This window comes from Paenibacillus sp. plas6 (genome assembly GCF_057221655.1).
Genome location: NZ_CM170151.1, coordinates 4,111,129 through 4,124,676, shown reverse-complemented (window position 1 = coordinate 4,124,676; position 13,548 = coordinate 4,111,129). Strand labels below are relative to the sequence as shown.

The 13,548-nt window shown below is 40.6% G+C and carries 15 protein-coding genes; 1 reads left to right on the top strand and 14 read right to left on the bottom strand.

The window, feature by feature from the left end:
• Positions 1 to 233 precede the first annotated feature (233 nt).
• Entirely contained in the window at positions 234 to 1,757 is a 1,524-nt protein-coding gene (locus AC2TDL_RS18245) for a YifB family Mg chelatase-like AAA ATPase (RefSeq protein WP_484697482.1), read from the top strand.
• A 161-nt stretch (positions 1,758 to 1,918) separates the two neighbouring features.
• On the opposite strand, the gene AC2TDL_RS18240 is transcribed toward AC2TDL_RS18245, so the two are convergent.
• The 14 genes from AC2TDL_RS18240 to AC2TDL_RS18175 form a co-directional block, all read right to left on the bottom strand.
• Positions 1,919 to 2,284: a YraN family protein gene (locus AC2TDL_RS18240; RefSeq protein WP_484697481.1), complete on the bottom strand. Its 366-nt coding sequence runs from the start codon at positions 2,282 to 2,284 to the stop codon at positions 1,919 to 1,921.
• On the bottom strand, positions 2,284 to 2,571 hold the full coding sequence (locus AC2TDL_RS18235) for an EscU/YscU/HrcU family type III secretion system export apparatus switch protein (RefSeq protein ID WP_484697480.1): 288 nt from the start codon (positions 2,569 to 2,571) through the stop codon (positions 2,284 to 2,286). Before AC2TDL_RS18235 ends, AC2TDL_RS18240 begins: the two co-directional genes overlap by 1 nt.
• Positions 2,568 to 4,838 (bottom strand): hypothetical protein, encoded by a 2,271-nt coding sequence (locus AC2TDL_RS18230; protein WP_484697478.1) that lies wholly within the window; start codon positions 4,836 to 4,838, stop codon positions 2,568 to 2,570. The genes AC2TDL_RS18235 and AC2TDL_RS18230 overlap by 4 nt, the downstream gene beginning before the upstream one ends.
• A gap of 98 nt (positions 4,839 to 4,936) precedes the next feature.
• The gene (locus tag AC2TDL_RS18225; RefSeq protein WP_484697476.1) at positions 4,937 to 5,599 is read right to left on the bottom strand and encodes a ribonuclease HII; all 663 of its coding nucleotides are present in this window, start codon (positions 5,597 to 5,599) and stop codon (positions 4,937 to 4,939) included.
• Positions 5,600 to 6,490: a ribosome biogenesis GTPase YlqF gene (gene ylqF / locus AC2TDL_RS18220; RefSeq protein ID WP_484697475.1), complete on the bottom strand. Its 891-nt coding sequence runs from the start codon at positions 6,488 to 6,490 to the stop codon at positions 5,600 to 5,602.
• Positions 6,491 to 6,503: 13 nt separating this feature from the next.
• Entirely contained in the window at positions 6,504 to 7,220 is a 717-nt protein-coding gene (lepB, locus tag AC2TDL_RS18215; RefSeq protein ID WP_484697474.1) for a signal peptidase I, read from the bottom strand.
• A gap of 151 nt (positions 7,221 to 7,371) precedes the next feature.
• Complete coding sequence (rplS, locus tag AC2TDL_RS18210) at positions 7,372 to 7,713, bottom strand: 50S ribosomal protein L19 (RefSeq protein WP_484697473.1); 342 nt, start codon at positions 7,711 to 7,713, stop codon at positions 7,372 to 7,374.
• A gap of 163 nt (positions 7,714 to 7,876) precedes the next feature.
• A complete protein-coding gene (gene trmD, locus AC2TDL_RS18205; protein WP_484697472.1) occupies positions 7,877 to 8,620 on the bottom strand; it encodes a tRNA (guanosine(37)-N1)-methyltransferase TrmD in 744 nt (247 codons plus the stop codon).
• Positions 8,621 to 9,145: a ribosome maturation factor RimM gene (gene rimM, locus AC2TDL_RS18200; RefSeq protein WP_484697471.1), complete on the bottom strand. Its 525-nt coding sequence runs from the start codon at positions 9,143 to 9,145 to the stop codon at positions 8,621 to 8,623. It lies immediately after the preceding gene.
• Between the two features lie 82 nt (positions 9,146 to 9,227).
• Positions 9,228 to 9,458 (bottom strand): KH domain-containing protein, encoded by a 231-nt coding sequence (locus tag AC2TDL_RS18195; RefSeq protein ID WP_484697469.1) that lies wholly within the window; start codon positions 9,456 to 9,458, stop codon positions 9,228 to 9,230.
• A 42-nt stretch (positions 9,459 to 9,500) separates the two neighbouring features.
• Positions 9,501 to 9,773, bottom strand: coding sequence for a 30S ribosomal protein S16 (gene rpsP, locus AC2TDL_RS18190; RefSeq protein ID WP_484697467.1), 273 nt, complete (start codon positions 9,771 to 9,773; stop codon positions 9,501 to 9,503).
• Between the two features lie 277 nt (positions 9,774 to 10,050).
• Complete coding sequence (gene ffh, locus AC2TDL_RS18185) at positions 10,051 to 11,451, bottom strand: signal recognition particle protein (RefSeq protein ID WP_484697466.1); 1,401 nt, start codon at positions 11,449 to 11,451, stop codon at positions 10,051 to 10,053.
• A gap of 23 nt (positions 11,452 to 11,474) precedes the next feature.
• Positions 11,475 to 11,843 carry a putative DNA-binding protein gene (locus AC2TDL_RS18180; protein ID WP_484697464.1) on the bottom strand — a complete coding sequence of 123 codons (369 nt, stop codon included), beginning with the start codon at positions 11,841 to 11,843 and terminating at the stop codon, positions 11,475 to 11,477.
• 178 nt (positions 11,844 to 12,021) lie between these two features.
• Complete coding sequence (locus AC2TDL_RS18175) at positions 12,022 to 13,536, bottom strand: DHA2 family efflux MFS transporter permease subunit (RefSeq protein ID WP_484697462.1); 1,515 nt, start codon at positions 13,534 to 13,536, stop codon at positions 12,022 to 12,024.
• Positions 13,537 to 13,548 lie beyond the last annotated feature (12 nt).

Sequence of the window (13,548 nt, the reverse complement as noted above, 5' to 3'; positions counted from 1 at the left end):
CTCAAAATGAGATTGTATTGACATTTCATTTCCTAGTATGCCATATTTCATATTGAATAACTAGTAGGCTTTAATAGATTTCATGCGATGTTGCCATTCCATCTTTTAGCAATTGAAATTCTATGATATGCTAAAAATAGATAGGTTCTTGATAACATTTGAAATATTTTGAAAGTAATTATTTTATATAGTGCTGTGAGGAAGCACCTCCGATATTTGTTGGAGGTGTTTTTATGTATGCAAAAATTTATAGTGCAATAGTAGTCGGTGTTGATGGGGTCGGCGTAACGGTTGAAGCAGATATTACAAGTGGTCTGCCACAAATATCTGTTGTAGGATTGCCTGATTCAGCAGTAAGAGAATCAGTAGAGCGCGTACGTTCAGCAATTCGCAACAGCGGTTTTAAATATCCGCTCGAGCGTATAACGATTAATCTCGCTCCTGCAGCACTAAGAAAGCAAGGAAGCGGCCTTGATCTGGCAATTGCTGCTGGTTTATTGCAGGCATCCAATCAACTGCAGCATCACTTCGATCATACATTATTTGTTGGAGAATTATCACTCGATGGACATGTTCGTCCGATTCAAGGTGTGCTTGCTTTGCTTCAATACGCTAAACAGGCAGGATTTCAAAAAGTTATCCTTCCAAAAGAAAACGAACGGGAAGCAGATTTAATTTCTGAACTTCAGCTATGTCCAATTACTCATTTAAATGAGTTAAACGAGCTGAACTTTCGTTCTTCTCAACCGAATCATTCATTATATACAAGGCTCAACAGTAAAGAAACCATAGATCTTGCAGATGTTATCGGGCAATATGAAGCTAAAAGAGCTCTATTAGTTGCTGCTGCAGGCAGACATAATATTATTGTTTGTGGTCCTCCTGGAGTAGGTAAAACGATGCTAATGCGCAGATTGCCAACATTATTGCCGCCTTTAGATGAAACGAAAGCGATTGAAGTTATGAAAATATACAGTGTTGCTGGAAAACTGATAGGTGCTGCTCCTCACCTTCATTGTGAGCCCCCATTTCGTGCCCCGCATCATTCCATTTCAACTGCTGGACTAATTGGCGGCGGCAGTTTTCCAAAGCCAGGCGAAATTACTTTAGCTCATCATGGTGTATTATTTCTTGATGAACTGCCTGAGTTTTCTCGCCAAGTGTTAGAGCTATTGCGGCAGCCGTTAGAGGAGCATATCGTCACGCTGTCGCGTGCTCAAAGTCATGTCACATTTCCTGCCTCGTTTATGTTAGCAGCTTCATATAATCCATGTCCTTGCGGTTATTTTGGTTTTAGCTCAGACGGGCAGCAATGCAGTTGCAGCCAAGTTATGATTCACCGTTATCGCGCCAAGCTTTCAGGTCCATTGCTTGATCGAATCGATATTCAGCTTGATATGGCAAAGCCTAAGACTCTCAACGATTCTGGTCAAGATGAGGAATATCGTTCAAGCAAACTAAGAGAAAAGGTGATGCTTGCAGTTGAGCGACAGCAGCAACGTTATCAGCATGAGTCCTTTAGCTTTAACAGCCAGCTTCCACCTTCTGCGCTCGGTAAATACGCACCAATTCCAAAACAAGCAGCAGTTTTGCTTGATCATGCTTTCACTAAGCTAGGTTTAAGTATGCGAGGGTATGAGCGCATTATTAAAATCGCTCGCACAATCGCTGATATAGAAGGAGCTGAGCAAATAGCGACTGAGCATGTGGCAGAAGCTGTGCAATATCGCAAATTAGATATTTTAGAAAAAAAATAGGATAGCAAGCCCGACTTATTTAACTATCACAAAAGTATATAAAAAGCCCATATTTGCCAACCAACTACAAGAATCATTTCCCTTAAGCAAGTCACAAATATGGGCAAATTGTCTTAACTAGATAAGCATAATTGATTAAAATTTAATCGTTTGATCCTGTTTCAAAAAGCATCCCGTATATGAATGGCTTTCAACACTTCTTGCTTACGCTCAATTAGCACAACATCAAAACGTATGGAACGATCATACAGCTTTTTTTGATAAATATAGATTTCTGCCAGCTTCCTAATTTGCTGTTGTTTGGATGGCGGGATTGCCTCCAAAACTGAGCCAAACCGTTCCACGCCGCTCTCATATTTAGAACGAGTTCTAACTTCTACAAATACTAGAACGTTTTGATCAAGTGCAACAATATCTAGCTCTCCAGAGAAGCAGCGCCAATTCCGCGCGATGATATTGAAACCGTTCCGCTGAAGATATTCCGCCGCAAACTGCTCGCCTTGATGTCCAAGCTGTTTCCGATTCATTATAGCTCCCAATCACTCGCTTTACGATCTGCTCTATATACTGCACTTAATATTTCTGCCACTACTGCAAATAACTCTGGGGGAATCTCTTGATCGATGTCAAGCTTCGACAAAACTTCAACTAATGAACTATCCTCTTGAATAGGCACTTCGTTTTCTTTGGCCTTCTCTAATATTTTCTCGGCTAATTCCCCTTGTCCCTTCGCTACTATGACAGGTGCAGCATTGTTTAATGGATCGTATTTCATTGCGACTGCTTTTTTTAGCTTGGTCATATTTTCACTCATATCTTTAAATCTACTCCTTTGTAGCGCGTGGAGTTTATTTGATCAATATCTGGCGGAATTACAACAGCTTTGCCTTCCTCCTGCACAGTTTCAGACACCTCATTTTTTTGCGGAATAGGTGTTGTCCGAACTGAAGAAAGCAAATAACCGTAATTTTGTAAACCTGCTTGAATATCTGGTTTGATTGAATCTATGATTGGTGCAATGACTGGATGATCATTCCACAAATTTAAGCTCACGATTTTATTTACAATGTTCATGTCCACTAATGTTTGTCCGATTGTTTTCATTTGCAAATCAAACACAATTCGACAGTTATCAGAATCTAGTTCGCCCTTGCGATTTCTTCTAGTTTGAACATGGATCGTTGCTGTTTGACCATTCTCGCCATCATGGATCGGAATATACATTGTTACGTGAGATAACATAGAATGATTACGTTCTGCTGAGAGCATCAATTGCTGTCCAGTTATTGCATTAAGCAATTGCTGTGCAGTTTCCTTAACACCACTTGGCACGTCAGGGGACTGAATCAATTGCATTATTGTTGCTTTCAAGCTTTCTTGAGCAAGCGTTTGATTTGACTGCCCTAAGCTAGAAGCATTTGCGACTTCAGCATGCTGGGCCGGCATCATTCCATGCCCCTGTGTCTGTAAAGAATTACTATGTTGCAAAGCTTGACCTTCGTGCTGCATTGCAGCATTCATTTGATTAGCAGCAACTTGACTTGCTGCTGTATTAGATGCTTGCGGATTTCCTGTCTGAACATGTGCTTGATTAGCTAATGAATTAGCACCCGTGGCATTCGTCGCATGCGTATTCACTGCTTGACTATTCACAGATTGATGAGTACCAGCCCCTTGCGCATTGGCGGCTTGTGAATTGGCTTCATGACCGCTTCCAGACTGTATATTTACTGGCTGTCCATTACTCTGAGTAAGCGTAGCTTGCCCTCTATTGTTAGCTGCTGTTCCTTCCCCTGATAAAAACGGCACTGTACCTGGTTGCACAGTAGTTTGCATGCTGCTAATTGATGGAGCAGGAGCTTTAGCCGTTCCAGCTTGATTGGTTGCTTGCTGAGCCGCTCCAGTTGCTACAGAATTAGTTTGCATTCCGCCAGGAAATGTTTGTTGCAAATTCGCATTATTTTGTAGAGAGGCTGATCCAGCCTGCTGTGCCAAACTTTGCATTGGAGAAGTTATCCCTGTTCCTTGCTGAGCATTTGTCGAAGGTGCTGTAGCTGCAGCATTAGCTTGAGATTGATTAAATATCGATTTGGCTAAAATCGCCTCGTGATTAACACCTAGCCATTTCAATAATTGCGGCAACAACTGCTGATTGCTATTAGCGCCAGATTGATTAACATTCGCCGTAACCGAATTTTGCTGCGACATACCTTCTGCTGCTGACTGTGAGCTCTGTATTCCAGCGTTGCTTACCTGTTGATTCCCCGCCCCTTGTGAGGCACCTGATAAAGTATTTCCTTGTACAGAAGAAGCAGCTCCAGTTCCTGGTTGATTAGCACCATTTGGCAATCTTTGCTGGGCAGATGTTTGCTGTGTCTGACTGGATTGATTCAAATTTTGCTCACCAGCTCCAAACAGTTGATTCAATATGTTATTCCCCTGTGCTAGCTGTGTGGACAACTGGGACAATAACGGTTGAAGCTGTGGATTGCTATTATTTTGCAGCAATTGAGCGATATCACCACGTAGCTGAGAGAGCAATTGATGGATTGGAGCGCCATTTTGCAACTGATTCATAGCAGATATTGTTGAGGCGGTCATAGGAAGACCTCTTTTGAATGCCGCTGCTGCTGCATTCATCCATTGCTCTTGATTAGCTCCCGGTGGCATAAGCTGAGCTGCACGTTGAAAAGCTGCTGCAGTTTCCTTATTTAGTGCAAAACCTTCTCTTCTTAAGTCTTTAACTAACTCATGTGCCCACGCTCGATCTGGCAGACTTAAAGATTTTAATATATCTTTTAATGGGTCTTGCAGTCCCATTGATGTCGGATCAACTTGTTTTAAATAGATTTGACCATTTTTAGAGTCAGGCTGCACCTGTAAAAGTGAAGCTTGTCCCTCCATTAAAGGTATTTCAAGCTTTGCACGTATTTGAACACCGTTAATTGAAACAGTTGCTTCATTATTAGGGTGTTGTTGTAGAACAACGCCACGCACAATTTGGCCGACTCGCAGCTCTAAGGTTCTTACTTCATTACTAACGGCATCGCCCAAAATGCCATTTACATTATTAATGTTCATGAACGTTGCTCTCCTTTCCTTCGATATATTATAATATCGGCTAATGATGATATAGAAGTGAATATCTTTATATAAAAAAAGCGACATTAGGCAAATGCCTAATAGTCGCTATGTATTGCCATCATATGCTCCCATTCTTGTTCAAGTCTTTCACCGAGCAGCTTTTTTAGAAACGTTTTTCGATGCATTGGAGAAGGACCGTGCTGTAAAATAAGCTCATTATGCAGCTTTGTTCCATATCCTTTATGTTTAGGTAGTTGATATTGAGGATAGCGTTCATGCCATTCACCTTTACATAAACGATCTCTTGTTACCTTAGCTAAAATGGATGCTGCACCAATAGTCTGACTTCGTGCATCCCCTTTAATAATAGCTTGCTGGTCATAAGGTAAATCAATTGTTTCTGCATCGACTAAAATATGTTGTGGGGTAATTTTTAACCCTTCCACAGCAAGTTTCATCGTTCTTCTAGCTGCTTGTTTAATATTGATTTCATCGATAATTGGCGCAGGAATCGCTGCAATGTGATAAGCAACAGCAGCTTCAATAATTTGATCGTATAATTGCTCACGTTTTTTTTCTGTTAGCTTTTTAGAATCATTTATCCCTTCAAGCACAAAACCTTTTGGTAAAATTACAGCTGCTGCTATCACATCACCAAACAAACATCCGCGTCCAACCTCATCAACACCAGCTATAAACTCTATATCTTGTTCCCAAAGCTGTTTTTCAAATGAGAGCAGGTCGATTACTTCTTCCATCTAATCAACCTCTCTTACGGGCATATCATCATAAGGACCTTCAAGTGTTATTCTTCCTAGCTTGCCAGCTCTTAGTTCACGTAAAACAATGCTAGATGTTTTCTCAAGGTCAATATTACCGCCGCTTATGAGACAACCGCGTTTTCTGCCAATTTCCTCCATAACACGAATGATTTCCATGTTATCTTCAAGATCCTTTGGCGGCTCACTAAGCCCGAAACGCTCTGCTAATGCATCCCAATAGCGCTCACACAGCATTTTTACTGCATAGTAGCCAATATCATCAAGGTTTAAGATTTGCTCACGAATCGCCCCAGTTATCGCTAGTCGGTAACCAACCATTTGATCCTCAAACTTCGGCCAAAGAATACCTGGAGTATCAAGAAGTTCAAAATCATTGCCAGCCTTAATCCACTGTTGACCTTTTGTTACACCTGGCTTGTCTCCAGTAATCGCAACATTTCTTCCTGCCAAGCGATTAATTAATGTAGATTTTCCCACGTTAGGAATACCAACAATAAGGCTGCGAATCGATCTCGGACGCATCCCTTTCGCAATTTGACGTTCTATTTTTTCCTTTAATATTTCCTTCGCTAAATTAGCGATTTGGTTTACCCCTGTTCCGGTACTTGAGTCAACAATGGCACATGTATGACCTTCCGATTGGAAGTATTGTTTCCACTGTTCATTCATTTTAGGGTCAGCTAGATCGGATTTGTTTAAAATAATTAATCTAGGCTTTCCTTGCAATATTTCGTCAACCATCGGGTTACGACTTGAATTTGGAACACGAGCATCCAAAAGCTCGATAGCAAGATCAATTAATTTTAATTTTTCTTGTATTTGGCGCTTCGCACGGGTCATATGTCCCGGAAACCATTGAATTGCCATTCCTTCACCTCATCTAGTTGTAATGCTTAATTATCTTCACTTCACTTAAAGGCCACATTACGACATCAGCGCGACCAATAATATCTTCTTTAGAAACAAAGCCAATCATTCGACTGTCCTTACTGTCACTGCGATTGTCGCCCATTACAAAATAATGGCCCTCTGGTACGACATTTTCAGAAAACAAGTCATTAGGGAAACTATAGCTACCCGACACACCATTATATGTTTCACCGTGTGCATGACTTTCGGCGATTACCTCAGCTAAATATGGTTCATCTATACGCTCGCCATTAATATATACATCGTCACCTTGTACTTCTATTGTGTCTCCTGGAAGACCAATAATACGTTTAATGAATCGTCTTCCTTCCTGAGGAACGTTAAATACAACGACATCTCCATAGCGTGGTTCTTTTAACTTATAAACTAATAAATTAACAATAACTCGCTCTCTTGTATGGAAGTTTGGCTCCATTGATTCACCATCAACTATAAATGGGGAAAACAGAAACGTTCTAACTACAAACACAAGTAGCACAGCAATCGCAATTGCTTTAATCCATTCAACGATTTCCTTAAATGCCTTATTATCTTGTCGATCAGCTTTACGGCCTGGGAGAGGAGTAGTATACTCTGTTGAACCTTCAGCAGAAGCATGTTCATTGTTAGTAGCTTGGCTAATCGTTGAAGAATGTTCGCTATTTGTAATTTTCTCGTTACGCTCCATTCCTTTACCTCCTCAAACTAGGTACGCCGTTCTATTATATTATATACTCTATTGAAATCTCACTACAAATTTTTTATAGTAACCCTCAGTTAAAGACCTCTTAAAACACGAAAAGGAGCTTGTTAGACCAAGCTCCTCCTGATAGTTCAGTTTAGCGAATTTCTTTAATTCTTGCAGCTTTACCGCGCAAGTTGCGAAGGTAGTACAATTTCGCGCGACGAACTTTACCGCGACGTGCTACTTCAATTTTATCAACTTTTGGAGAATGTAGTGGGAAAGTTCTTTCCACGCCAACGCCATAAGAGATTTTACGTACAGTAAAAGTTTCGCTAATTCCGCCACCACGACGTTTAATAACAACGCCTTCGAATAGCTGAATACGTTCACGAGATCCCTCGATAACCTTTACGTACACTTTCAATGTGTCACCAGGACGGAAATTAGGTACGTCTTGACGAAGTTGCTCTTGAGTAATTGCTTGTACGATATTCAACACACTCAACTCCTTTCACCATAGATGTTCTTATAAGCTCCTTAATCACTAATGATTACCTCTGCACTTATAGCGGACCATCCGTTATACAAAAAACAACATTTATAAATATACCATAAAGGAGTTAATAATACAACTATTTTTAGGCAAAAAAACATTGCAATTACTGAATATTATTTGACTTTTTATATTTTGCAATCCATTCTCGCTCTGCTTCAGTTAAGTTGGCAGTTTCCAGCATATCTGGACGACGCTCTAACGTGCGAATAAGCGACTGCTCACGTCTCCATTTTTCTATTTTTGCATGATGCCCTGATAACAATTCATCTGGCACTTTCATATCGCGGAAAATGGCTGGACGAGTGTAATGCGGATACTCTAGTAAACCAGTACTGTGTGAGTCAGTTACAGCACTTGTCTCGTTACCAAGAGCGCCCGGTAATAAACGTACAATGCTGTCAATGACCGTCATCGCAGGAAGTTCACCGCCAGTTAAAACATAGTCTCCAATTGAAATTTCATCCGTAACAAGATATTGGCGAATACGTTCATCATAGCCTTCATAATGTCCGCAAATAAAAATGAGGTGCTTCGCCTGACTTAATTCCTCAGCTTTTCGTTGTGTATATCGTTCACCCTGCGGACACATTAAAATCACTCTAGGCTTCTCCTGTGTTCCTTCACAAAGACTTTCCACAGCAGCAAAAATAGGTTCTGGCTTTAATACCATACCTCCTCCGCCGCCATATGGATAATCGTCTACTTGGTTATGTTTATTGTTGGCATACATGCGAAAATTAATCGCTTGTAGCTCAACTATCCCTTTTTCCTGCGCTTTGCCTAAAATACTGCTTGAAAAAACGCCAGTAAACATTTCAGGAAAAAGCGTTAGCACATCTATCTTCATTTAAATCAGCCCTTCAAGCAAGTGTACAGTAATACGACGTTCATTAACGTCAACCTTCTGTACGACTGGATCAATGACCGGCAACAAAATAGGTTTACGTTTTGCTTGTGCTGGAGTAACTACCCACACATCGTTTGCGCCTGGAGAAAGTATTTCAGTAACCGTACCAAGCAACTCACCTTCTTCAGTGTAAACCTCGCAGCCGATGATTTGATGGTAATAGTATTCTCCTTCTTCAAGCTCTGCTTGATCTTCAGCGGAAACGCGAATTACCCAACCTTTATATTTTTCTACATCATTAATATTGTTATAGCCCTTAAGCTTTACAAGATACATTCCTTTATGCTCGCGAGCCGATTCTATTTCTATAGGTACAGATTGTCCAGTAGCATCATCAAACATTCTTAGTTTGCTTCCTTTAGCAAAACGTTCTTCAGGAAAATCTGTTTTAGACAATACTTTTAAGTCGCCGCGAATACCATGCGTATTGACAATCACACCTACGTTAAACCAATTTTCACTCATTAAATCATCCTTTTCATCACATGATAGTCCTTAGTATAACAAAAAAGGGCAGGATTTTCATCCTACCCTAGACGACGCCGCATTATGATTGAATATCGACAATCACACGCTTATTCGATTTTGTAGCTGCCGAGTTCACCACTGTTCGCATCGCTTTTGCAATACGTCCTTGCTTACCGATAACTTTACCGACATCAGATGGATGAACCGAAAGCTCATAAATCGTACTGCGTTCGTCTTCTTTTTCATGAACGCGCACATCTTCCGGATGATCCACTAAAGCCTTCGCAATGACAAGAATTAACTCCTTCATGACAAAGCCCTCCGCTTCTCAACAGCAATCAGTTCGCACTAATTACTTTTGTTGTTTAAGCTCATGGAATTTTTTCAATACACCCGTTTTAGATAGCAAATCGCGCACAGTGTCAGATGCTTGAGCACCTGTTTGTAACCATTTCAACGCTTTTTCTTCGTTGATGTTTACTTGTGCTGGTTGTGCAACTGGATTATAAGTACCGATTTCCTCGATAAAACGTCCATCACGTGGAGAACGAGAATCGGAAACAACTACACGGTAGAATGGAGCTTTGTGAGCACCCATACGTTTTAGACGAATACGTACTGCCATTATTCATTCACCTCCTTCAACAAAATAGAAATTTATATCACATCAAATCAGGGATTTGATGGTGGGTTACCTTAAAATCGTTTCGATGTCGAGTTAACAACAACGAATTACATCATGATCGAAGCCTAGTTCTAGGCTTTCAGCACCGAGAAGATGGCATGAAGTTAGGAAACGAGGAGCGCAGTGTACAACTAAATGTACATGAGCACCGCAGGCTTCCGATGAATGCCATATTCGATGTCGAAATAACAACAATGAATTACATCGTGATCAAAGCCTAGAATGGGAATCGCTTGCCCATTAGACCTTTCAAGCCCTTACCCCCGCCCTTAAGACCTTTCATACCTTTTGGCATTTTCGGTCCGCCAGGGCCCATCATTGAGCTAAATTGTTTCATCATTTTACGCATATCGTCAAACTGCTTAATTAGTCGATTGACCTCTACAATTGTCGTTCCACTACCCGCAGCAACACGTTTGCGTCTGCTATGATTTAGCAAGTCCGGGTTTTGCTTTTCTTCTTTAGTCATTGATTTGACAATCGCCTCTACTCGTGCAAGCTGGCGCTCATCAACCTTCAAATCCTTCATGTTACCTTTAAGTTTACCCATGCCAGGCAACATATCCATAATTTGCTCCAATGGACCAAGCTTGCGGACTTGTTCCATTTGCTCAAGAAAATCATCAAACGTAAATTCTGCATTACGCATTTTACGTTCCATTTCTGCTGCTTTTTCAGCATCAATTCCAGCTTGAGCCTTTTCAATGAGTGATAGCATATCACCCATGCCGAGAATACGAGAAGCCATACGCTCTGGGTGGAAAGGTTCAAGTGAATCGATTTTTTCACCCATCGCTGCAAACTTAATCGGCTTGCCAGTTACAGCTTTGACAGATAGTGCTGCACCACCACGAGTATCGCCATCTAGCTTAGTTAAAATAACACCTGTTAAATCCAACTGCTCATGGAAGCTTTGCGCCACATTCACAGCATCTTGACCTGTCATTGCATCGACAACTAACAGTACTTCATGCGGCTGAACAATGCTATGAATTTGTTTTAACTCGTCCATCAATGCTTCATCGATATGCAGACGACCTGCAGTATCGAGAATAACGTAATCATGTCCGTTATCGCGAGCAAACTGCAAACCATTACGTGCGATTTCAATCGGAGATACTTGATCACCCATTGAAAATACAGGTACTTTTATTTGCTCACCAAGCACCTGCAACTGTTTAATTGCTGCTGGTCGATAAATATCGCAGGCAACTAGCAAAGGTTTATTGTTACTGCGTTGCAGCAAGCGAGCTAATTTACCAGAGGAAGTCGTTTTACCGGCACCCTGTAAACCGACCATCATAATAACAGTTGGCGGTTTATTTGCTTTTTCAAGCTTCGCCGTCGTTCCACCCATTAGCTCGATCAGTTCTTTATGAACAATATCAACAATGACCATGCCTGGGGTAAAGCTTTTAGCTACTTCCTGACCAAGCGCTTGCTCTTTAACCTTGGCTATAAAGTCCTTCACGACTTTGAAGTTTACGTCCGCTTCTAGCAAAGCTAATCGAACTTCGCGCATCGCTTCAGCGACATCATTTTCCGTAACCTTCCCTTTGCCTTTCAGCTTGCCAAAAACACTTTGTAGCCTGCTAGTCAAGCTTTCAAATGCTGCCATTCTTTATCGCCTCCATTCTTGCCTTAATTATCTACTAAACGTAGCTGCTCAATAATTTTTGTTAGCTCATTCCGTTGCTGTTGCTCCATTGACAAGCTAGCTAATGAAGCTTCCAGCTGCTCTGTCAGTTGATTGATTCGTTCATATCTTGCAAGCAATTCAAGCTTTTCTTCATAATTTTCTAAAGCTTGTTGAGCTCGTTTTATATTATCATATACCGCTTGACGACTAATGCCAAATTCTGAGGCGATCTCACCAAGAGAAAAGTCATCGCGATAGTAATAGCTAAGTATCGTTTGTTGCTTTTCCGTTAACAATTCTTCATAAAAATCAAGCAACATATTTATTCGAGTTGTCTTGGTTAGGGCATCTGGCTCAATTCGCTCCATCATAATCCCTCCCAGCTCGTTAAGTACTGTCAAGGTTAAATCCTTTACAGACGATCAACCTTATTCATCATATCCTATTGCGTTACCTCTGTCAAGCATTTTACCTTGTCATAGATAAAAGTTAAGCAAAATCTTTAGGCGAAATAGAAAAAGAGGCTGTACTCAGCCTCTTTCAGTTCGATTAAACTTGCTCATGTGCAGATAAAGATGTAGTAGTTTCACTGTCATATGCCTGTTGTTTTTGATCTTGCTTAATGACTCGAAAATTTCGCTGCATTTTCAGCGTCAGTGGAAAAACGAGTAATAAAAACAGGCCTGCTAATAAGAAAGAATCGCGATGACTTGATGTATATATTTTCACATATTGCAGTTTATTAGCGATCATTGAAAGTGAATCCCATTTTTCAGAATAGAAATGCTGACGTGCATTAAAAAAAGAAGTGAATATACCGATGATAATTGCACTAAACAGTTGTCTTAGCCAATTCACAAGTGCTGATGCATGAGCTCGTTCTTGTGGTGTTACAGACGACATACTTACATTCGTCAAAGGAGTCATCGACAAACCTGTGCCAAAATTACGAATCGTTAAAATAAGTGTAATTGTTAGCAGGCTTGTTGTTGCCGAAATAAAGCCCAACAATAAAGTCGTTACGAATAGAATGCAACTTCCAAGCAATACTAATAGTATTGGTCCTTTTGTATTGTACAGTCTGCCAGATAAAAAAGTAGCAATTGTTAAGCTAAGTGAAGCAGGAAGAAAAACTAAACCAATTTCAAACGCACTCATTTCATGAATCTCTTCTAAAAATAAAGGAACAAAGTAAATGCCTGAATGTAAAGCAAAAGCAAGTAATAACGACATAAGCAAACTTTGCATAAATAATCCATTTGTTAATAATCTTAGCTGCAGCAAAGGTTGTTTTTTACGCAGCTCATAAAAAACGAATAATAAACTGCTGCCTGCTCCTGTTATCATTAGCAACCATGTCCATGGATGACTCCAGCCCCAAACATTTAAATTCCCGAACATAAGCAATAAAGCTGCACTTGCGGTTGATGCTAATAGCAAACCAAACCAATCAAAACTTAGAGAAGCGTCTCCCTGCTCCCGTTCTAAAATAAAACCTGCCAAAATAATAACAATAATTCCAAGCGGTATAGTTGTCATAAAAATGAGATGCCAATTGTAGCTTTGCAGCCAACCGCTCAATGTTGGTCCAATTGAAGTACCGAGAATGGTGGAGAACGACCATATGCTAAGTGCCATAACTTGTCTCCGCTCGGGGATGAGCTGGTAAACCATTGCAAGCGTAATTGGAGAAATTAACCCGCAAAATAACCCTTGCAGCGCACGAAAAATAATGAGTGACCCAATGCTCCAAGACATGCCACAGAGCAATGAAGTCACTGTAATTCCAATTAATGTGAATTGAAAGGCGTGCTTTATACCAAAGCGCTCGATAAGAAAACCAGATAAAGGGGCTATTAGTCCACAAGTAAGCATAAAACTGGTAACAATCCATTGCACCTCTTGTAAACTTGCATCAAACACTCCCATAAACCCTGGTAATGACACATTTAAGGAAACAACATGATACATGCCAACAAAAGAGCCAAAAAATATGATACCGATTATTATCCAAAATGATGAACTTGATTCATTGGCTTTTATGGCGGCTGCTTCTGTAGACAAGCATACTCCCCC

Excerpts from the sequence above, each read along its gene's own strand:
- AC2TDL_RS18180 (WP_484697464.1), bottom strand. The coding sequence starts at position 11,843 with ATGATGGAGCGAATTGAGCCAGATGCCCTAACCAAGACAACTCGAATA.
- AC2TDL_RS18245 (WP_484697482.1), top strand. The coding sequence starts at position 234 with ATGTATGCAAAAATTTATAGTGCAATAGTAGTCGGTGTTGATGGGGTC.
- lepB (WP_484697474.1), bottom strand. The coding sequence starts at position 7,220 with ATGGAGCGTAACGAGAAAATTACAAATAGCGAACATTCTTCAACGATT.
- AC2TDL_RS18240 (WP_484697481.1), bottom strand. The coding sequence starts at position 2,284 with ATGAATCGGAAACAGCTTGGACATCAAGGCGAGCAGTTTGCGGCGGAA.
- rpsP (WP_484697467.1), bottom strand. The coding sequence starts at position 9,773 with ATGGCAGTACGTATTCGTCTAAAACGTATGGGTGCTCACAAAGCTCCA.
- ffh (WP_484697466.1), bottom strand. The coding sequence starts at position 11,451 with ATGGCAGCATTTGAAAGCTTGACTAGCAGGCTACAAAGTGTTTTTGGC.
- AC2TDL_RS18235 (WP_484697480.1), bottom strand. The coding sequence starts at position 2,571 with ATGAGTGAAAATATGACCAAGCTAAAAAAAGCAGTCGCAATGAAATAC.
- rimM (WP_484697471.1), bottom strand. The coding sequence starts at position 9,145 with ATGAGTGAAAATTGGTTTAACGTAGGTGTGATTGTCAATACGCATGGT.
- AC2TDL_RS18195 (WP_484697469.1), bottom strand. The coding sequence starts at position 9,458 with ATGAAGGAGTTAATTCTTGTCATTGCGAAGGCTTTAGTGGATCATCCG.
- AC2TDL_RS18225 (WP_484697476.1), bottom strand. The coding sequence starts at position 5,599 with ATGGAAGAAGTAATCGACCTGCTCTCATTTGAAAAACAGCTTTGGGAA.
- trmD (WP_484697472.1), bottom strand. The coding sequence starts at position 8,620 with ATGAAGATAGATGTGCTAACGCTTTTTCCTGAAATGTTTACTGGCGTT.
- AC2TDL_RS18230 (WP_484697478.1), bottom strand. The coding sequence starts at position 4,838 with ATGAACATTAATAATGTAAATGGCATTTTGGGCGATGCCGTTAGTAAT.
- ylqF (WP_484697475.1), bottom strand. The coding sequence starts at position 6,490 with ATGGCAATTCAATGGTTTCCGGGACATATGACCCGTGCGAAGCGCCAA.